The sequence below is a fragment of the Pseudarthrobacter defluvii genome (genome assembly GCF_030816725.1).
GTDB lineage: Bacteria > Actinomycetota > Actinomycetes > Actinomycetales > Micrococcaceae > Arthrobacter > Arthrobacter defluvii_A.
On record NZ_JAUSYG010000001.1, the window covers coordinates 3,453,405 to 3,472,011 of the forward strand.

The window sequence follows — 18,607 nt, forward strand, 5'->3', positions numbered from 1 at the left end:
TGGGAAAACGTCGGGTCAGGGCAACTGGCTCCCGGCCGCGGTAACCCTAGCTGCGCACTTCGCTGTCGTGCTGCGAGCGCTGCTTGACGCCCTCGATGTGGTCAATCATTGTTTGCCGGGCGCGCTCGGCGTCGCCGACCTCAAACGCTTTGAGGATCTCGGTGTGCTCGGCGATGGCGTAGTCGGCGTCGGTCACGCCCAGGCCGCCGAAGAAGCGGAAACGCTGCACCTGGCCGCCCAGCGCATTGTAGGCGGACAGCAGGAACTGGTTGTTGGCGAATTCGGCAATCAGGCGGTGGAAACGTTCGTCCGCTTCCCAGTAGGCCCGGAACTCGGCGAAGGACGGGCCCCGCGGGGCTGCCTTAAGGTCCTCGATGGCCTGCTCCAACTGCTTGGTCAGCTGCGGGTCACCGTGCTTGCAGGCCATGAAGGCGTTGGCCGGTTCGATCACCAACCGCGCGTCCATCAGGTCTGCCAGCTCCTCCGGGGAGAACAGCGGAGCCACGCGGTAACCGCGCAGCGCCATCCTGCGGACCATCCCCGTGGCTTCCAGGCGGGCCAGGGCTTCACGGACCGGAGTGGGGGAAACGTCCAGTTCCCTGGCCATCCCGTCGATGCTGACGGGGGTGCCTGCCTCCAGCCTGCCATCCATCAGGGCAACCAGAAGCGCCTCATAGACGTGGTCGGCGAGGACCTGCCTGCTGACGCCGCCGGAGGCCTGGTTCTTTGTTGCCATGTAGAAATCCTATAGCCGAAAGAGAGCGCGCGAACGCGAAGATGAAGGGCGCAGCGCCCCGAAGGTGCCGTGGGACCGGTGGGCCCCACGGCACCTTCGGGAGCATGCATCCTGCAGGAAGGCCGGGTCAGGAAACCTGCAGGCCGCCGTTGATGTCGTAGGTGGCGGCGGTGATGTAGCCGGCGTCCTCGCCGAGCAGGAACGCGATCAGGGCGGCGACTTCCTCGCGGGTTCCCACCCGGCCCATCATGATCCCCTCCGACATCTGCGCCTTGCGCTCATCGCTAAGCGTCCCGCCCATGATGTCGGTGTCGATCGGGCCCGGGGCGATGGCGTTCACCGTGATGTTGTGCTCGCCCATCTCGCGGGCCAGGGCGCGGGTGAATCCGAGAATGCCGGCCTTGGAGGCGCTGTAGGCCACCTTGGAGTAGGTGCCGCCGCCGCGCTGGGCGGAGATGGAGGAGATGCTGACGATCCGGCCCAGTTCCCGTTCGATCATGCCCTTGAGTACCCGCTGCGACACCACGAACGTGCCGCGCATGTTGATGGCGAAAACCTTGTCCCATTCCGCCACGGTGGTCTCCATGAACGGGGTGGGTGAGCTGATTCCTGCAAGGTTCACCAGTCCGACGATGGGCGGAAGCGCCTGCTCGATCTCTGTAATGGCGCGGTCCACGGAAGCCTCGTCCGAGACGTCCGCGCCCACGCCGATAGCCTTGACGGCACGGCTGGAGCCGATCTCTGCTGCGGCAGCCTGGGCGTCCTGGGCATTGATGTCAAGGATGGCGATGGACCAGCCCTCGCTGGCCAGGCGGTCGGCGGTTGCACGGCCGATGCCGCGGGCTGATGCCGCGCCGGTGAGGACCGCGGTGCGCTCTGCGGGGAAAGTGTGCTGAGTTGTCATTGCTGTTTCCTAGTGGGTTTCGGCGGCAGGAACGGTGGCACCGGGGGCGGAGACACCTTCGGGCCGCTTGCGTGCGTAGAGGTAGGTGGCGGCGGCGGTCACTGCGAGGCAGGCCGCCAGGAAGACCAAGCCGGTCTGGCTGTTCCCGGTGGCGTCTTTCAGGATGCCCACGATGTAGGGCGCCACGAATCCGCCCAGGTTGCCGAGCGAGTTGACCATTGCCAGTCCGGCCGCAGCCGCTGCACCGGTAAGGGCCGCGGAGGGCATGGCCAGGAACGGCGCGATCGCCGAGTAGATGCCCATGGCCGCGAGGGTCAGGAACACCATGGCGAGTACCGCGTTGACCGGCAGCAGGAACCCTGCCCCCAGGAGGCCGACGGCGGCGAGCACCATGCTCATGCTGGCATGCCACACGCGGTTGCCGGTACGGTCCGAGCGCTTGCTCCAGAAGTAGACGAAGACGGCCGCGATGGCGTACGGGATGAAGACGATGAATCCAACCTGCGTCGAGTCGAACGATCCCAGCGCCTTGACGATGGTGGGCAGCCAGAGGCCGAGGCCGTAAATGCCGCAGACCAGTCCGAAGTACAACGCGGAGTAGGCGATGGTGCGGGGATCCTTCAGGCCGGCGAGGAAGTTGTGCTTGCCGGTCTTCTGCTTGTCCGCCAGCTCCGCGCTCATGGTGGTGGAGAGCCATTCACGCTCTTCGGGCTTGAGCCACTTGGCGTGCTCTGGCCGGTCCGTCATGACGAAGGGCGTGATGATGCCCAGGATGATGGCAGGAATGCCCTCGAGGATGTAGAGCCACTGCCAGCCGTGCAGGCCCGCTACGCCTTCCAGGTTCAGGAGCATGCCGGACACGGGAGCGCCGAGGGCGTTGGAGATGGGCTGCGCCAGGATGAAGATACCCAGCACGGTCACGCGCTGCGCAGCCGGGAACCAGAGGGTCAGGTAGAAGAGGATGGCGGGAAAGAAGCCTGCCTCGGCCGCCCCGAGGAGGAAGCGGATGACGTAGAAGGTGGCTTCGCCGTTCACCAGGAACATGGCCGTGGCGAAGATGCCCCAGCTGATCAGGATGCGTGCGATCCACTTGCGGGCGCCGAAGCGGTACATGCCGCCGTTGGACGGGATCTCCAGCAGGGCGTAGCCCAGGAAGAAGATGCCGGCGCCCAGGCCGTAAGCGGCCTCGGTCAGGCCGATGTCCCCCTGCATGCCGAGCTTCGCGAAACCGACGTTGTTCCGGTCGAGGTAGGCGATGAAGTACAGGAGAACGATCAGGGGCATGAGCCTCCGGCGGACCTTGCGGAGGGTAGTCTCGCCCAGGGCGCTGAGTGCGGGGGCGGCGGCGCGGGAGGTCATCGCAGACCTCCAACTTTCGCCTGGGGACCCTTGAAAAGGGAATGCGCGCGCATAAAGACTCCTTTGGCTGGCGGCATTGTGTGGGGGAACTTGATATCAGATGTCTGATGTCTGACTGAGATTGTAGTCACAGAAGAATGCGACCGTCAACACAGAAGCCGGGGGAGCCGGGGCTTTTAGCCGGCGGTGGCCCCGAAGCGGCTGGAGAGGGCAAGGAACTGCTCGTAGTCCTCGAAGGTCTGGGTGATGTGTGCGTCCATGGTGGAGCGTGCGGTGGCGGGATCGCCGGCGGCAATCGCTGCAAGGACCATCTTGTGGTGGTGGATGGCGTGGCGCTGTACATCCGGGAACGCGGACGTCTCCCGCCGCATGGCATACAACAGGGTGGACAACTGGCCCAGCAGGGCCGGTACGAATGGGTTGCCGGAGGCACGGAGCACCGTGTCGTGGAAAGCGATGTCGGCCACGGTGAGCGCATCCACGTCGCCTGCCCTGTGCGCGGCTTCCATCTGCTCCACGCTTTCCTGGAGCGCGGCGAGGTCCGCTGGCCTGTGGCGGGAGGCGGCGAGCTCAGCGGCCCCGGTCTCCACCATGCGGCGGACTTCCAGCAACCGCAGAGCTACCTGGTCCGAAGCCACTCCCCTGGAGGCGGCCTGCATAATGGCATCAAGGCCGGTCCAGCGTTCCGGAGGATTAACGAACGTACCGAGCCCGCGTTTTACGTAGACCACGTTCTGCGCCTTGAGGACGTTCATTGCTTCGCGGGCCGTCAGCCTGCTGACCCCGGATTCCTTGGCGATATCCGACTCGGGCGGCAGGGCGTCGTCGGCCTTGATCTCTCCGCTGAGGATGTGCTCCAGGACCTTGTCCACGACGGCGTCGACCAGGGTGGGTCGCTTTGCTGCCATCGTCATTCCCCTGCCTGCGCGCCCACGGCGCCGTGATTTTCCTTTCCCAACATTACTCGACGCACCCGGCGGTCCGCCGCCCGCCGTCGCCGTTTGTCAGCTTGTGTGCGTTAAACAGCAAACGCGGGGCCTCCCGGTGCCGGTCCCTGTGAAGGGCCGGGCCTGGGTGGCCCCGCGTCGTGTACTGCTAGAGGGCGGAGTAGACCTCGCGAAGCAGCTTGGCGGTTTCGGAAGGCGTCTTGCCAACCTTTACGCCGGCAGCTTCGAGGGCTTCCTTCTTGGCCTGGGCGGTGCCCGCGGAACCGGAGACGATGGCGCCTGCGTGGCCCATGGTCTTACCTTCGGGGGCGGTGAAGCCGGCCACGTAGCCGACAACCGGCTTTGTGACGTTTGCCTTGATGAAGTCCGCTGCACGCTCTTCAGCGTCGCCGCCGATTTCGCCGATCATGACGATGGCCTTGGTCTCGGGGTCAGCTTCGAACGCGGCCAGGGCGTCAATGTGCGTGGTGCCGATGACGGGGTCCCCGCCGATGCCGATGGCGGTGGAGAAGCCAAGGTCGCGCAGTTCGTACATCATCTGGTAGGTCAGCGTGCCGGACTTGGAGACCAGGCCGATGGGGCCCTTGCCGGTGATGTTGGCGGGGGTGATGCCAACCAGTGCTTCGCCCGGGGTGATGATGCCGGGGCAGTTCGGGCCGATGATGCGGGTGACCTGGTTGCCGTCGGCGTCCACCCTGGACTGGGCGAGGGCCCAGAATTCGGCGGAGTCCTGGACGGGCACGCCTTCGGTGATGACCACGACAAGGCCGATACCGGCCTCGATGGCCTCAACGACGGCGTTCTTGGTGAATGCAGGCGGCACGAACACGATGGAGACGTCGGCGCCGGTTTCTGCCATGGCTTCCTTGACGGTGCCGTAGACGTTGATTTCCTTCTCACCGTGCAGGACCGTGGTGCCGGCCTTGCGGGCGTTCACGCCGCCAACGATGTTGGTGCCGGCCTTGAGCATCAGGGCGGTGTGCTTGGTGCCTTCGCCGCCGGTGATGCCCTGGACGATGACCTTGGAGTCCTTGTTCAGATAGATAGACATGGTGCGTCCCTTTACTTAGCTGCGTTGGCGAGCTCGGCGGCCTTATCGGCGCCCTCGTCCATGGTGGCGGCCAGGGTAACCAGCTTGTGGTTGGCCTCGGTGAGGATGCGGCGGCCTTCCTCGACGTTGTTGCCGTCAAGGCGGACGACCAGCGGCTTGTTGGCGGCGCTGCCCAGCTCGGCGAGTGCACCGACGATGCCCTTGGCGACGGCGTCGCAGGCGGTGATGCCGCCGAAGACGTTGACGAACACGGACTTGACCTGCTCGTCACCCAGGATGACGTCCAGGCCGGCGGCCATGACCTCGGCCGAGGCTCCGCCGCCGATGTCCAGGAAGTTGGCGGGCTTGACGTTGCCGTGGTTCTCGCCGGCGTAGGCAACGACGTCGAGGGTGGACATGACCAGGCCGGCGCCATTGCCGATGATGCCCACTTCGCCGTCGAGCTTGACGTAGTTGAGGTCCTGCGCCTTTGCCTTGGCCTCAAGCGGGTCGGCAGCGTCCTTGTCCTCGAGCTGCGCGTGCTTGGCGTGGCGGAAGTCGGCATTCTCGTCCAGGGAGACCTTGCCGTCCAGTGCCACGATGTCGCCGGCACCGGTCTTGACCAGCGGGTTGACCTCCACCAGGGTGGCGTCTTCCTTCTTGAAGACATCCCAGAGCTTGAGGATCACGGCGGCGACCTTGCCGCGCAGTTCCTCGGCGAAGCCGGCGGCTGCGACGATTTCGTCGGCCTTGGCCTGGTCGATGCCCACGGCGGGGTCGATGGCGATCTTGGCCAGCGCTTCGGGGCGTTCGACGGCGAGCTGCTCGATTTCCATGCCGCCTTCAACCGAGCACATGGCCAGGTAGTTGCGGTTGGCCCGGTCCAGCAGGACGGAGAAGTAGTACTCCTCGGCGATGTCGGCACCCTGGGCAATCATCACCTTTTTGACGGTGTGGCCCTTGATGTCCATGCCCAGGATGTTGGAGGCGTGTTCAAACGCCTCGTCGGCGGACTTTGCGACCTTGACGCCGCCGGCCTTGCCGCGGCCGCCTGCTTTGACCTGCGCCTTGACAACGGTTACGCCGCCGATCTTCTCAGCAGCTGCCTTTGCTTCTTCTGGGGTGTACGCCACGATGCCGGCAAGCACGGGTACACCGTGCGCCTCGAACATATCGCGCGCCTGGTATTCAAACAGGTCCACGGTTTAGTGTCCTTCTACGTCGAAGTAGTTTCGGTACAGTCGGACACCATCAAAAGACGATGACCGGGCTGCGGATTGCACGCACCGGCGGCCTGTCTGGAAACGAGCCACGCGGCGTGATGCTCCATGGGGAACTCTAGTCCTTTGGAGGGACCAGGCCGTCCCAGACTACCTCTTATGTGAGAAAGCACACTATTCTATTGAGCGTAGAAAAACCGCGGATTTACGGGGATTTTGAGTCTTGCGGCTGCGGGGTTGCGCTGCCTTTCGCTGGTCCCGCGACCAGTTCGTAACGTTCGGCGGAAACGAAGAAACCGACGCCGGCGGAGACGTTTCCGCACGCCACGCCGCCGTTATAGGCGGAGCAGCGAAGGCCGTTGCGTTCGAGGTTCTGCCCGTCCGAGAGCACAGGCAACTGGGCCAGCGGGCCGGCCTTGCTTCCCTTCGGCCCGTAGGCGGCCTCCATGGCTGTGACCCCGGAGCGGCATTCCCCATAGCGGGCGGTGTCCGGCGACAGCAGGGCCACGCCGCCCAGGTAGCCAAGGTGGGTTCCCGCGCAGTCATCCTTGATGTCGCCTGGCTGGGGCGCCGGGTAGGTGGCCAGCTCGCAGTGCGCCACGGGGACAAGAGGCAGCTTGTTGTTGGCAGAGTCGGTGTAGCGGTTCTGCTCATAGGGAAGGTTCACGTGCTCCCCCCGTGCGGACGTCAGCGAACAGGCGATGGTCCGGTCCGAGGTGATGAAAGAGAGGACGTCGGTGCCGCTGGAGAACGTCTTCGGGTCAACCAGCGGCGCCTTTGCCAGCTGTTCCATGGGTGTGGGCGGTGCCGGCGGGACGTAGGAGGGGTCCTTTGTGGTCACGCTGCACCCCGTGGCAGTGATCAGGAAAAGGGCGGCGAGAATTCCCCATACAGTCCGTCGCATGGCCTCCATTATGCCCCGCCGCTGCCTCCGGGCAGCGGCGGACCAGGTGGAATGGGTCAGGCGTCCAGCTTGGTCAACGGCGCGTACCGCAGCAGCAGCCTCTTTTCGCCGACGTCGAACTTGACCTTGGCCACCGTCTTGTCCCCCGCGCCTTCAAGGGCGAGGACCGTCCCATTGCCGAAGCTGGTGTGGTTGACCTTGTCCCCCACGCTGACGGTGATGATTTCCTTCTGCGGCTGCACCCGGTTCTTGGCGATGAACGCTGGAACGTCGGCGTTGAAGCCGGCGGAGGAGTCCGCCGCAGCGCCGCGGGCCGTGCCGGCTCCCCAGAAGGACCCGCTGTAGCGGCCGGACCCGATGGAGCCGCCGCCCCAGCCACCGGCCTGCCTGCTGGTTCCCTCCCGTTTCCATTCCAGGAGTTCGGCAGGGATCTCCTCCAGGAACTGACTGGCAGGGTTGTACTGGCTCTGGCCCCACATGCTGCGCACCTCCGACCGGGTGACGTACAGCCGCTTGCGTGCACGGGTGAGGCCCACGTAGGCAAGCCTGCGTTCCTCCGCCAGCTCTTTGGGATCAGTGGCGGAGCGCTGGTGGGGGAAGAGCCCGTGCTCCATGCCGGTGAGGAAGACCACCGGAAATTCCAGGCCCTTGGCAGTGTGCAGGGTCATGAGGGTCACCACGCCGAGCCGCTTGGCCTCGGCCACGGCTTCGTCGATGTCCGCGCCCGGGGCATCCGGGATCTGGTCGGCGTCCGCCACCAGGGACACCTGCTCCAGGAACGCGGCCAGGGATCCTTCCGGGTTTTCCTGCTCGTACTCGCGCACCACAGCCACCAACTCGGCCAGGTTCTCCACGCGGGATTCGTCCTGCGGATCGGTGCTGGAGCGCAGCGCGGCAAGGTAGCCGGTCTGTTCCAGGACGGCTTCCAGGGCAGCGGCAGCGCCCGAACCGGCGGCTACCTCGGCGAGGTCGTCCAGCATCTTCACGAAACCCAGCACGGCATTGACTGAACGGGTGGCCATGCCGGGAGCCTGGTCTGCACGGCGGGCCGCGGCCATGAAGGAGGTCCGCTCCCGCTCGGCCAAGGCTGCCACCGCACCCTCGGCGCGGTCTCCGATGCCCCGCTTTGGCTCGTTCAGCACCCGGCGGAGGTTGACGTCGTCGTCCGGGTTCACCAGGACACGCAGGTAAGCCAGCGCGTCCTTGATTTCCTTGCGCTCGTAGAAGCGGGTGCCGCCCACCACCTTGTACGGGAGTCCCACGCGCACCAGGACGTCTTCAATGGAACGGGACTGGGCGTTGGTCCGGTAGAAGATGGCGACGTCGCCCGGGCGCAGGTTTTCTTCGTCCTGGAGCCGGTCGATTTCCTTGGCGATGAACTGCGCTTCGTCGTGCTCGTTTTCGCCGACGTAGCCGATGATCTTGTGGCCCTCACCCTCGGCAGTCCACAAGCGCTTTTCCGGCCGGTTGGGGTTGCGCGAGATCACCGAGTTGGCCGCGCTCAGGATGTTCTGGGTGGAGCGGTAGTTCTGCTCCAGCTTGATGGTGCGCGCTTCCGGGTAGTCCTTTTCGAATTCCACGATGTTCCGGATGTCCGCCCCGCGGAACGCGTAGATGGACTGGTCCGAGTCACCCACCACGGTAAGTTCCGAGGCTCCCGGTCCCTCCCCCACGATCTCGCGCACCAGCGCGTACTGGGCATGGTTGGTGTCCTGGTACTCGTCCACCAGGACGTGCCGGAAGCGGCGCCGGTAGGACTCAGCCAGCGCCGGGAAGGCCCGGAACATGTAGACGGTCTCGGCGATCAGGTCATCGAAGTCCATGGCGTTGGCCTGCCGCAGGCGCTGGGTGTAGCCCTTGTAGACGTCCGCCACCGCATGTTCGAAGGGGTCGTTGTAATTGGCTTCCGAGGCAAAGGAATCGGCGTCGATCAGCTCGTTCTTCAACGCCGAGATCTTGTGCTGGATGGCCTTGGGCGCAAATTTCTTGGGGTCCAGGTCCAGCGCCTTGGACACCTGGGTGACCAGCCGCAGGGAGTCGGCGGAGTCGTAGATGGAGAAGTTGGACTTCAACCCCACGTTCGCCGCTTCCTGCCGGAGGATCCGCACGCAGGACGAGTGGAACGTGGAGATCCACATGATCTTGGCGCGGCCGCCCACCAGCGCCTCGATGCGTTCGCGCATCTCCGCCGCGGCCTTGTTGGTGAACGTGATGGCCAGAATCTCGCCGTGGTGGGCGCGGCCGGTGGCGATCAGGTAGGCGATCCTGTTACTGAGCACGCGCGTCTTGCCCGACCCGGCCCCTGCGACGATCAGCAGGGCAGAACCGCCATGCTTGACCGCCTCTTCCTGCTGCGGGTTCAGTCCCTCCAGCAGCTGCGCAGCGTCGGGACGGCGGCTGCCATGGTGGCCGCCGTCGTGCCGGTTCCCACCACCCTGGCCGGACTGCTGCCAGCCGCCGGACTGGTGCTGGCTCTCCATGTCGTGGCCCGGCATTCCGCCCGGCCCGGCAGCGGTGGCAACGGCCTCCGGTCCCGTCCTGGTGCGGGCGGTGGCGGCAGGAGCGGCCTTGAACGGTCCGTCAGAGTACGGGTCAAACAACATATCCATGGTGCCTACAAGTCTAGGCGTTGGGACCGACAACGCCTTCCAGCCTGTGGATCACAGGCCTTTTATCCACATAGGGATTTGGGCGGGTGGCGATGTCAGGTCTGTGCAGGGTACTCAAGCCACCGAGCCTGACTCAAGGGCCGCACGCAACTCGCGGACTGCCGTTGTTCCCCCTGCCACGAACCACTCCAGCCCGTTGACGCGGACAGTGTCCACGGCGCCGCCGGCCGCGAGGACGATCGCCTTGCCCGGCAGCCAGTCCCATTCCGGGCAGCTGTGCTGGAACCAGCACCCCAGCTGCCCGTCCGCCACGCGGCCCAGGTCGCAGGAACCGGATCCAAGCATGCGGAGGGACGCGGCGGAGGTGGCCGCAGCGTGCCACGGCATGGCGCACATGGGATCCATCAGCCAGGTGGGGTGGATGTAGGTGGCTGCACCGATTTCGGCCACGCTCGTCGTCTTGCGTTTGCCGTCATCATCGGAAAAGGAGGTCAGCGCTTCGCCGTTCAGGGTGGCAGGCCGGTCGTGGCCGCCGAGCCACAGCTTGTCCTCCTCCGGTTGGAAGACGGCGCCCAACAGCACATCGCGGCGGTCCTTGAGCGCGATGGCTGAACACCAGTAGGTGGAGCCGTGCAGGAAGTTGTACGTGCCGTCCACGGGGTCGATCACCCAGGTACGGCCGCTGGTCCCCTGGACAGAGGCGCCTTCCTCGCCCAGGATGCCATCTTCGGGCCGGCAGCGCCGCAACTGCTCCAGCACGTAGGCCTCGGCGGCGTGGTCCGCCGCTGTCACCACGTCCGACACGGAGGTTTTTTGTTCCGCCTCGAGTCCGGCCATGCGCATGAGGAGCGCCAGCTGTCCGGCTTCGCGGACCAGCGCCGCCGCCAGTTCGTAGTCATCCAGGGAGGGGTCAAGAACAGCTGCGCTGTGTCGGCCGGTGGTCATGGGTTCAGTCTATGGGGCGGGATAATGGAGCCATGGCCAAAACCCCTGCCCAGCGGATCAAGAAGCACGGCGCCAACGCGTCCGTGCCGCAGCATCACCTGCCACCGGTGGTCAACCCCACCACGGCGCGCACACCGGAGAAAGCGCAGGGCAACAGCAACCTCATTGTCATCGCCGGGGTGGTGGCCAGCCTGTTCCTCTTCTGGTACCTGCACCTGCTGACCCTGACCCAAATGACGCAGCTGTCCCAGGACATGGCCATGCCGGATTCGCTGGTGGGCGGCTTCGATGCCGGCTACGTTGGCCGACTGCAGGGAGTCATGAACGGCGACGCCCTGGGCCAGCTGAGCTACGTCCACAAGACTGCCGGGACGCTCTTCCCCCTGATCTTCGGCTTCACCTGGCTGCTGCTCATTGGCACCAATGTGGCCCGGAAGGCGCTGCGCTGGGCGCTGTGGGCCCTGCCCATGCTGTTCGTGGTGGTCCGGCTGTGGGGCAACGTTGCCATCGACGCCATGATGGGCACACCAGGTCCCGACGCCGGCCAGGTCGCCTTGGCCTCGGGCCTCACCATCGCGGGCTGGGTGCTTTTGGTGTTGAGCCTCCTGGCAGGCGCCGCAGCTGTATTCCTCAACAGCCGCACCCGGAAAGAGCACTAACCAACGGTCGTGACGGCCGCCGCCGCCCGCCGTTCCTTCCGGTGCCGGTGCACCCGCTGCGCAATGACCAATCCCGCCGCCGCCATCCCCACCGTGACGGGGTAACCCATCAACCGCTCCAGCGTCCCCGGCTCGGGCACGCTCATCCGGGTGAGCCCGCCGGTAGCTGTGGCCGCCAGCGACACGCTTCCGCACACCAGGAGGAACCACGCCAGCCCGGTCTTCCGCAGCCAGAGCAGGCCGAGCACCAGCAGTGCCGCACCCCCGGTGACGAAGTACAGGACGGCGCCTGAATAGTGCCATGGCGAGCCGACGTCCTCCGGGACCAGGCCCACAACCACCGTCCCGGCCCCGGCGGCGCCGGTGAGCAGCCGGACCGCGGTTGCCGCGACCCACGGCTGCCTGCGGCCCCAGTCCACCCGTGTGCCCGGACGGGCGGCAACACGCAGCAGCCCCGAGGTCAGCAGCACCGCACCCAGCAGGAGCCCCAGGCCCTGGACCACGAACGAGGCATTCATCAGCCAGTTCAACGGTGAGCAGATATCCCGTCCGTCGAACACTCCGCAGCTCAGGGCACCCAGGTCACTGATGTAACCGGTCCGCAGGTCGTAGGGACGGGGTCCGGCCCACGCCATTGCCACGGCTGCCTCAGCTGCGAAGTACTGCAGCACGCTCAGCACCGCCCAGGCGCCGATGTACTGCCGGGTGGACGCAACGTTCGGGATGAAAGCGACGGCGGGAGCGGCAGTGGGGGCTGGACTCATGCCTTGAGCGTAGTACGGGCCGGCACCTTGTATGCTTGTAACCGTGTCCGGACGGACCGGCCCCGCCGAACCTCCCGGACGCGACGCCCTCGTAGCTCAGTGGATAGAGCACGGCTCTCCTAAAGCCGGTGTCGTTGGTTCGATTCCAATCGAGGGCACTTGAACTCCAGCTCCCCGGAGCCCAGCCTCCGCGATTACCTCCTCGGCAGCCCCGCCGGCAACGCAGCCGGCCAGCCGGCACCGCCCCGGCAGTCAGGCCGCTGGCGGGTGGAGCGGGACCTGCTGGACAGGTCGGATGGCACCCAGGGAACCTTTTCCGGCGTCGTCATTTTCACTTCAGTGGACGACGGCGGCCTGGCCCTGCGCGAGGAAGGCACCATGCGCTGGCCTGCTTTTACCGGCCCCGCCTCGCGCGAGTACGTCCTGAAGCCTGCGGGGCGGCCCGACGCGCTGGACGTGTTCTTCCCCGACGGCCGGCCGTTCCACCGCATGGGCTTTACCCCGGACGCCAGCCTGGACACCCACTGGTGCGACCCCGACACCTACCGCGTCTCCTACTCCCGCCAGGGCCCGGAGGCCTTCAGTTACAGCTGGGACGTCACCGGCCCGCGCAAGGACCTGCTGCTGGTCTCACACCTGGAAAGGATCCCCGAGTGAAGGACCGGATCGTGGTGTCCGCCGTCTGTGTCTTCGACGACGCCGGACGGCTCCTGACCGTGCGGAAACGCGGAACCGGGATGTTCATGCACCCGGGAGGGAAGCCCGAGCCGGGCGAAACCGCCGTCCAGGCGGCCGCCCGCGAGCTTGCCGAAGAAGTGGGAATCGTTGTGCGCCCGCAGGAGCTTGAACTCATGGGCATCTGGATCGCCGACGCCGCGAACGAGGCCGCCACCGACATCGAAGCCACCGTGTTCCTCGCCCCGGGCACCTGGCAGGCCACGCCCGCGGCGGAAATCGCCGAGGTCCGCTGGCTGGATATCAGCGGGCCGGCGGGCGCGCCCCTCCCCCAGAACCTTGCCCCGCTGCTGACGGACCACATCCTTCCGCTCCTGGCGGCACGGGCAGTCTGAGAAACAGCGCCGGACCCCGGAAGCCCTAGAACTCGGGGACAGCCTCGTGGGCCACTGCGGTGGCTTCGGCAAACTGCGTCCGGTACAGCTCGGCGTAGCGGCCGTCCGCCGCCAGCAGTTCGGTGTGGGTTCCGCGTTCCACGATTTGGCCGCCTTCCACCACCAGGATGGCGTCGGCCGCACGGACGGTGGAGAGCCGGTGCGCAATCACGACGGCGGTACGTCCCTCGAGTGCGGCACCCAGGGCTGCCTGCACGGCGGCTTCGTTCGTGGAGTCGAGCGCGGCAGTGGCCTCATCGAGGATGACAACCCGGGGCTGGGCGATCAGGAGCCGGGCGATGGTCAGCCGCTGGCGTTCGCCGCCGGAAAGCCGGTAGCCGCGCTCCCCCACCACCGTGTCCAGTCCATCCGGCAAGGACCTGATCATGGTCTCCAGGCGTGCCTGCCGCAGGACGTCCCACATGTCATGATCCGTGGCGTCGGGCCGGGCGAGCCGGAGGTTGGAAGCGATGGTTTCGTGGAACAGGTGGCCGTCCTGGGTCACCATTCCCAGGGTGTCCCGCAGGGAATCGAAGGTGGCGTCCCGGACGTCCAAGCCTGTACCCGGACTCGTGCCTCCGAGCCGCACGGCACCGGAGTCGACGTCGTACAGCCGCGAGAGCAGCTGGGCGATGGTTGACTTGCCGGCCCCGGAAGAGCCCACCAGGGCCACCGTCTGTCCCGGCTCCACCCGGAAGCTGACGCCGTGCAGCACTTCCTCGCCGCCACGGGTGTCCAGGGTGGAGACCTCCTCCAGCGAGGCCAGGGAGACCTTGTCCGCCGAGGGGTAGGCAAAGCGGACATTGTCGAACTCCACGGACACCGGACCTGCCGGGACCGCCACTGCATCCGGTTTTTGCTGGATGAGCGGCTTGAGGTCCAGGATTTCAAACACCCGTTCAAAGCTGACCAGCGCGCTCATGACTTCCACCCGGGCGTTGGACAGCGCCGTGAGTGGGGCGTAAAGGCGGGTCAGGAGCAGCGCCAGGACCACCACATCGCCGGGTGCCAGCTGGCCGACCAGGGCAAGCCAGCCGCCCAGGCCGTAGACCAGCGCCAGTGCGAGCGCGGAGACCAGGGTCAGTGCCGTGACGAACGTGAACTGAAGCATGGCCATGCGGACGCCGATGTCGCGGACCCGGCCCGCGCGGGCAGCGAACTCGCGGGATTCCTCATCCGGGCGGCCGAACAGCTTCACCAGAGTGGCGCCGGGCGCGGAGAACCGCTCGGTCATCTGGGTGCCCATGGCGGCGTTGTGTGCGGCAGCTTCGCGGCGCAGGTCTGCCAACTTGGAGCCCATGCGCCGGGCCGGGATCAGGAAGATCGGCAGAAGGACCATGGCGAGCACGGTGACCAGCCAGGACTTGTTGAGCATCACGATTAGGGTCAGGGCCAGCGCCACGGAGTTGCTCACCACGCCGGAGAGCGTGCCGGAGAAGGCGGACTGCGCTCCAATGACGTCGTTGTTGAGTCGGCTGACCAAGGCTCCCGTCCGGGTGCGGGTGAAGAAGGCAATGGGCATGCGCTGCACGTGGTCGAACACCCGGGTGCGCAGGTCCACGATGACGCCTTCGCCGATGGTCGAGGACAGCCAGCGGGTCAGCAGCCCCACTCCCGCTTCGCCCACGGCCACGATGGCGATCAGCACGGCCAGCCAGATCACCGTGCTGGCGGCAGCCTTGTCGATGATGGCGTCAACCACCTGCCCGGCGAGCACCGGGGTGGCGACGGCCAGGAAGGCCGCTGCGATGGAGGAGAGCACAAAGGCGATGAGCTTGCCCTTGTGGGGAGCAGCGAAGGCCAGCACCCGCTTCAGGGTTTCCTTGGAGAACGGCTTGGAGCCGCTCTTGGCGGTGCTGATGTTGTAGAGCGAGCTCCACGCAACGCGGTCCATGCTCATGGTTATTTCTCCTGGCTTGCAGTGTGGTGGAGCTCCTGGACCGTGCCGTTTTCCAGGTGCCACCGGTAGTCGAGTCGGACATTTTCGAGCAGCCGGCGGTCGTGGGTGACCAGCAGCAGCGCTCCGTCGTAGCTTTCCAGGGCCTCTTCGAGCTGCTCAATGGCCGGCAGGTCGAGGTGGTTGGTGGGTTCGTCCAGCACCAGCAGGTTCACGCCGCGCGCCTGGAGCAGCGCCAGGGCTGCCCGCGTCCGCTCCCCCGGCGACAGCGAATCCACGGTCCGCGACGTGTGGTCCGCCTTGAGGCCGAACTTCGCCAAAAGGGTGCGGACGTCCGCGCTGTTCCAGTCGGCCAGCACGGCCTCGACGGCGTCGCCCAGTGGCTGGGCACCGTCCAGCAGTCCCCGAGCCTGGTCTATTTCGCCGACGGCGACGGTGGCACCCATGGAGGCGTCGCCGTCGTCCGGTGCCTGGGTTCCCAGCAGCAGGCGCAGGAGGGTGGACTTGCCAGCGCCGTTTGGCCCGGTGATGCCCACCCGCTCCCCGCCGTTGAGCTGGAGGTTCACCGGCCCCAGCGTGAACTCCCCCTGGCGTGCCACTGCGTTGCGGAGGGTGGCGACGACGGCGCTGGAGCGCGGGGCCTGGCCGATGCTGAACTGCAGCTGCCATTCCTTCCGGGGCTCCTCCACCGCGTCCAGGCGGGCGATGCGGGATTCCATCTGCCGTACCTTTTGCGCCTGCTTTTCGGAAGACTCGGTGCTGGCCGCACGCCGGATCTTGTCGTTGTCCGGGCTTTTCTTCATCGCGTTCCGGACACCCTGCGAGCTCCACTCACGCTGCGTCCGTGCACGGGACACCAGGTCCGCCTTGGTCGCGGCAAACTCGTCGTATTTCTCGCGTGCGTGCCGCCGCGCCACCGCGCGTTCTTCGAGGAAGGCGTCATAGCCGCCGTCGTAAACGGCCACACTGTTCTGCGCCAGGTCCAGCTCCACCACCCGGGTGACGCAGCGGGCCAGGAACTCCCGGTCATGGCTGACCAGCACCACGCCCCCGCGCAGCCCCGTCACGAAGTTTTCGAGGGTGGCCAGGCCCGCCAGGTCAAGGTCATTGGTGGGCTCGTCGAGCAGCACCACGTCGAAGCGGCTCAGCAGGAGGGCGGCCAAGGCCACCCGGGCTGCCTGCCCGCCGGAAAGCCCCGTCATCAGCGCGTCGGGGCCCGCGTCCAGGCCCAGGTCTGCAAGCACGGCGGGGATTCGGTCATCCAGGTCCGCGGCGCCGGAGGCCATCCAGCGGTCGAAGGCACGGGAGTAGGCGTCATCCGCTCCCGGAGCCCCCGAGCCCAAAGCCTCGGCGGTGGATTCCATCTCACCCGTTGCCTCGGCGCAGCCGGTCCGGCGCGCAATGTAGGCGGCCACCGTTTCGCCGGCGATCCGCTCATGTTCCTGCGGCAGCCAACCAACAAAGGCATCGGAGGGAGCAAGGCTTACCGAGCCCTGCTGTGGCTGGTCGACTCCGGCGAGGAGGCGCAGCAGCGTGGATTTTCCAGCACCGTTCGCGCCCACAACGCCCACCACGTCACCGGGGGCCACCGTCAGCGAAAGGCTGGAAAAAAGCGTGCGGTGGCCATGGCCACCCGAAACGTCCTTGGCAACAAGGGTTGCAGTCATCGATACGTCCTTTCGACGCTTCCCGGACAGCCGTAGACGGCCGGCAAAGGCGGCGAAAACAGGGCCGCGGCGCCGCTGGGGCTGCAGGACATAGAAGAGCCCGCTGGTCCGGACTTGGGGGGTGTACGGACCAGCGGGCTCGACGATCAACTATAGACGAAGATGCAGCCTGGACAAAATCGGCTGTACAGCACCGGCGCGGTACGCATGATCCCTGCCCTCGGCGGCACGGTAAAATCGTTCAGACCACCCATTCTGCAGAGAGTCCTCCATGACCCTTTCCGCCAAGGCGTTCCAGCGCTGGCTGCAAGGCATCGCACCCGATGCCAGCACCGCAGACGTCTGCCGGGTCTCGGGGATCAAGCGGACCACACTTGCCCAGCAATTGGTCCGGGGCAAGGTTTCCGTGAGCACTGTGGTCAGCATCAGCCGCGCCTACAACATCAATCCTGTTGCCGCGCTGGCTGGTTTCGATGCATACAGCGTCCTGTCCGGCCCACCGCGCCCGCCCACCCGCAGCGAGCTGGTCAGCCAGATATCCACCGCGGACCTCCTGCGTGCGCTTTTGGCGCGGCCGGCCATGGACGCGGCCAGGGGAGCATCCGCTCCCGCCTTGAGCCCCGCCCCGCACGCCACCTCGGTGAAGAACTGGGTGGATGCAATAGACGACGGCGAGGTCCGGCACCGCGTTTCGGCCTCCACCGGAGTGGCTCCGCAAAACTATTCCGCCCAGTTGACGGCAAACCGCCTGTCCCCCGAGCTCGCCGTGGCGACGGCGCTGGCGGCCGGGGTTGGACCGGCCGGCGGGCTGGTCGCCACCGGGGTCATCACCGAGGAGGAGGCGGGCTGGCCACCCGGCGGCCGGCAGGCAGCCCTGGACAGCCTCACCGACGGGGAGCTCACCGCGCTGGCCGGGGAGCGGCTTCAGGCATTGGGGAAAGTGCTGCGCCGGCAGGAGCAGGACCAAGCGCAGGCAGAAAAGATTTGGGAGAACCTGGGATGATCGAAGTGCTTCAGTGGACCACGCTGGCGATTTGCGCCTTTGTTGCGGCGGCCCGCATTCCCAGCACCCTTCGTGGCGAAAACCGCTCACTGTTCGGCATCTTTGCTTCGATGACGCTGGCCATCCTGCTGAGCATCCAGGGACCCTACCTCGTGATAGACCGGGCGCTGGGCGGGATCAACCTGGCCAACCTGCTGCTGCGGTTTGTGATCTTCGGCGTCATCTTCTTCATGGGGATCCGGATTTCCAGGGGCTTCAGCGCCGACAGCGCCCACCGGCATATCACCGGAAGGACCGGAATGCTGGTCCTTTTGTTTGTGTCTGCGGTCATGGTGGCTTTGTTCTTCTCCATGGACACCGCCGGTTCCTCGGCGGGACTCAGCGCCGTCTCCGCGAAGGACGCGCGTCATTTCGCACTCGTTGAGTACTATGGTGCGGCTGGCCGGGCCTATCCCGCCTACGTTGCCTTGGCACTGGTTCCGGCCATGGTGCGCGCGGCCAGGGACCGGCTCCCGGTCCTGGTGCGCACCGGCGCCGGTTTACTGGCGTTGGGTGGAGTGGCGGTGGCCCTCACGCTGCTCTTCCCGGTGATCCCACCCTCGCTTGGCCAAATTGAATTCATCATCAATTACACGGCGATCCTCTGTTTCGTTATTGGGCTGGCCCTGATCTGGCTGGCCCGGGTGGTCAGCGGGCGCCGGAGAGCCCCCCAAAAGACATCTACCGAAACGTAACCACCGGTCGCTTTCACAAATTCATTAGAATGTGAAACAATCATGAATGTGTGAAGGCGGGGCCGCTGAGCGTTTTCGAACGGGGATAAATTCTGAAACGCAGGCCGTCCCGGGGGCTTT

17 protein-coding genes and 1 tRNA gene are annotated in these 18,607 nt (G+C 66.3%); 6 read left to right on the forward strand and 12 right to left on the reverse strand.

Going from position 1 to position 18,607, the window contains the following annotated elements:
• Positions 1–46 precede the first annotated feature (46 nt).
• From QF031_RS16105 to QF031_RS16145, 9 genes are all read right to left on the reverse strand, one after another.
• Complete coding sequence (locus tag QF031_RS16105; protein ID WP_307430357.1) at positions 47–736, reverse strand: GntR family transcriptional regulator; 690 nt, start codon at positions 734–736, stop codon at positions 47–49.
• Between the two features lie 127 nt (positions 737–863).
• Positions 864–1,640 carry an SDR family NAD(P)-dependent oxidoreductase gene (locus tag QF031_RS16110; protein WP_307430361.1) on the reverse strand — a complete coding sequence of 259 codons (777 nt, stop codon included), beginning with the start codon at positions 1,638–1,640 and terminating at the stop codon, positions 864–866.
• Positions 1,641–1,649: 9 nt separating this feature from the next.
• Entirely contained in the window at positions 1,650–2,999 is a 1,350-nt protein-coding gene (locus tag QF031_RS16115; RefSeq protein WP_307430364.1) for an MFS transporter, read from the reverse strand.
• A 176-nt stretch (positions 3,000–3,175) separates the two neighbouring features.
• A complete protein-coding gene (locus QF031_RS16120) occupies positions 3,176–3,907 on the reverse strand; it encodes a FadR/GntR family transcriptional regulator (protein WP_307430367.1) in 732 nt (243 codons plus the stop codon).
• A 187-nt stretch (positions 3,908–4,094) separates the two neighbouring features.
• Entirely contained in the window at positions 4,095–4,997 is a 903-nt protein-coding gene (sucD, locus tag QF031_RS16125; protein WP_307430369.1) for a succinate--CoA ligase subunit alpha, read from the reverse strand.
• 11 nt (positions 4,998–5,008) lie between these two features.
• Entirely contained in the window at positions 5,009–6,178 is a 1,170-nt protein-coding gene (gene sucC, locus QF031_RS16130) for an ADP-forming succinate--CoA ligase subunit beta (RefSeq protein WP_307430372.1), read from the reverse strand.
• 223 nt (positions 6,179–6,401) lie between these two features.
• On the reverse strand, positions 6,402–7,109 hold the full coding sequence (locus tag QF031_RS16135; protein WP_307430375.1) for a hypothetical protein: 708 nt from the start codon (positions 7,107–7,109) through the stop codon (positions 6,402–6,404).
• 47 nt (positions 7,110–7,156) lie between these two features.
• Complete coding sequence (pcrA, locus tag QF031_RS16140; protein ID WP_307430378.1) at positions 7,157–9,709, reverse strand: DNA helicase PcrA; 2,553 nt, start codon at positions 9,707–9,709, stop codon at positions 7,157–7,159.
• Between the two features lie 114 nt (positions 9,710–9,823).
• Entirely contained in the window at positions 9,824–10,654 is an 831-nt protein-coding gene (locus QF031_RS16145) for an inositol monophosphatase family protein (RefSeq protein WP_307430380.1), read from the reverse strand.
• Between the two features lie 32 nt (positions 10,655–10,686).
• Here QF031_RS16145 and QF031_RS16150 point away from each other — a divergent pair, with 32 nt between their 5' ends.
• The gene (locus QF031_RS16150) at positions 10,687–11,313 is read left to right on the forward strand and encodes a hypothetical protein (RefSeq protein WP_307430383.1); all 627 of its coding nucleotides are present in this window, start codon (positions 10,687–10,689) and stop codon (positions 11,311–11,313) included.
• Here QF031_RS16150 and QF031_RS16155 read toward each other — a convergent pair.
• On the reverse strand, positions 11,310–12,077 hold the full coding sequence (locus QF031_RS16155; protein ID WP_307430387.1) for a DUF998 domain-containing protein: 768 nt from the start codon (positions 12,075–12,077) through the stop codon (positions 11,310–11,312). The two genes, QF031_RS16150 and QF031_RS16155, sit on opposite strands and share 4 nt — an antisense overlap.
• Before the next feature lie 85 nt (positions 12,078–12,162).
• On the opposite strand from QF031_RS16155, the gene QF031_RS16160 reads away from it, so the two are divergent.
• From QF031_RS16160 to QF031_RS16170, 3 genes are all read left to right on the forward strand, one after another.
• A tRNA-Arg gene (locus QF031_RS16160) sits at positions 12,163–12,235 on the forward strand.
• A 1-nt stretch (position 12,236) separates the two neighbouring features.
• Entirely contained in the window at positions 12,237–12,734 is a 498-nt protein-coding gene (locus QF031_RS16165) for a DUF6314 family protein (protein ID WP_307430390.1), read from the forward strand.
• Positions 12,731–13,147, forward strand: a complete 417-nt coding sequence (locus QF031_RS16170) for an NUDIX hydrolase (protein WP_307430392.1) — start codon at positions 12,731–12,733, stop codon at positions 13,145–13,147. Before QF031_RS16165 ends, QF031_RS16170 begins: the two co-directional genes overlap by 4 nt.
• Positions 13,148–13,172: 25 nt before the next feature.
• Here the strand turns inward: QF031_RS16170 and QF031_RS16175 are convergent, their stop codons facing one another.
• Both QF031_RS16175 and QF031_RS16180 read right to left on the reverse strand, forming a co-directional pair.
• Positions 13,173–15,086, reverse strand: a complete 1,914-nt coding sequence (locus tag QF031_RS16175) for an ABC transporter ATP-binding protein (protein WP_307430395.1) — start codon at positions 15,084–15,086, stop codon at positions 13,173–13,175.
• 2 nt (positions 15,087–15,088) lie between these two features.
• Positions 15,089–16,750 carry an ABC-F family ATP-binding cassette domain-containing protein gene (locus QF031_RS16180; protein WP_307430398.1) on the reverse strand — a complete coding sequence of 554 codons (1,662 nt, stop codon included), beginning with the start codon at positions 16,748–16,750 and terminating at the stop codon, positions 15,089–15,091.
• Positions 16,751–17,021: 271 nt separating this feature from the next.
• Between QF031_RS16180 and QF031_RS16185 the strand changes: the two genes are divergently transcribed.
• The gene (locus QF031_RS16185) at positions 17,022–17,753 is read left to right on the forward strand and encodes a hypothetical protein (RefSeq protein WP_307430401.1); all 732 of its coding nucleotides are present in this window, start codon (positions 17,022–17,024) and stop codon (positions 17,751–17,753) included.
• Entirely contained in the window at positions 17,750–18,487 is a 738-nt protein-coding gene (locus QF031_RS16190; protein WP_307430404.1) for a hypothetical protein, read from the forward strand. Before QF031_RS16185 ends, QF031_RS16190 begins: the two co-directional genes overlap by 4 nt.
• Positions 18,488–18,607: the final 120 nt, after the last annotated feature.

Excerpts from the sequence above, each read along its gene's own strand:
- QF031_RS16120 (WP_307430367.1), bottom strand. The coding sequence starts at position 3,907 with ATGGCAGCAAAGCGACCCACCCTGGTCGACGCCGTCGTGGACAAGGTC.
- QF031_RS16155 (WP_307430387.1), bottom strand. The coding sequence starts at position 12,077 with ATGAGTCCAGCCCCCACTGCCGCTCCCGCCGTCGCTTTCATCCCGAAC.
- pcrA (WP_307430378.1), bottom strand. The coding sequence starts at position 9,709 with ATGGATATGTTGTTTGACCCGTACTCTGACGGACCGTTCAAGGCCGCT.
- QF031_RS16105 (WP_307430357.1), bottom strand. The coding sequence starts at position 736 with ATGGCAACAAAGAACCAGGCCTCCGGCGGCGTCAGCAGGCAGGTCCTC.
- QF031_RS16185 (WP_307430401.1), top strand. The coding sequence starts at position 17,022 with ATGACCCTTTCCGCCAAGGCGTTCCAGCGCTGGCTGCAAGGCATCGCA.
- QF031_RS16135 (WP_307430375.1), bottom strand. The coding sequence starts at position 7,109 with ATGGAGGCCATGCGACGGACTGTATGGGGAATTCTCGCCGCCCTTTTC.
- QF031_RS16190 (WP_307430404.1), top strand. The coding sequence starts at position 17,750 with ATGATCGAAGTGCTTCAGTGGACCACGCTGGCGATTTGCGCCTTTGTT.
- QF031_RS16110 (WP_307430361.1), bottom strand. The coding sequence starts at position 1,640 with ATGACAACTCAGCACACTTTCCCCGCAGAGCGCACCGCGGTCCTCACC.
- QF031_RS16180 (WP_307430398.1), bottom strand. The coding sequence starts at position 16,750 with ATGACTGCAACCCTTGTTGCCAAGGACGTTTCGGGTGGCCATGGCCAC.
- QF031_RS16175 (WP_307430395.1), bottom strand. The coding sequence starts at position 15,086 with ATGAGCATGGACCGCGTTGCGTGGAGCTCGCTCTACAACATCAGCACC.
- QF031_RS16115 (WP_307430364.1), bottom strand. The coding sequence starts at position 2,999 with ATGACCTCCCGCGCCGCCGCCCCCGCACTCAGCGCCCTGGGCGAGACT.
- QF031_RS16150 (WP_307430383.1), top strand. The coding sequence starts at position 10,687 with ATGGCCAAAACCCCTGCCCAGCGGATCAAGAAGCACGGCGCCAACGCG.
- sucD (WP_307430369.1), bottom strand. The coding sequence starts at position 4,997 with ATGTCTATCTATCTGAACAAGGACTCCAAGGTCATCGTCCAGGGCATC.
- QF031_RS16145 (WP_307430380.1), bottom strand. The coding sequence starts at position 10,654 with ATGACCACCGGCCGACACAGCGCAGCTGTTCTTGACCCCTCCCTGGAT.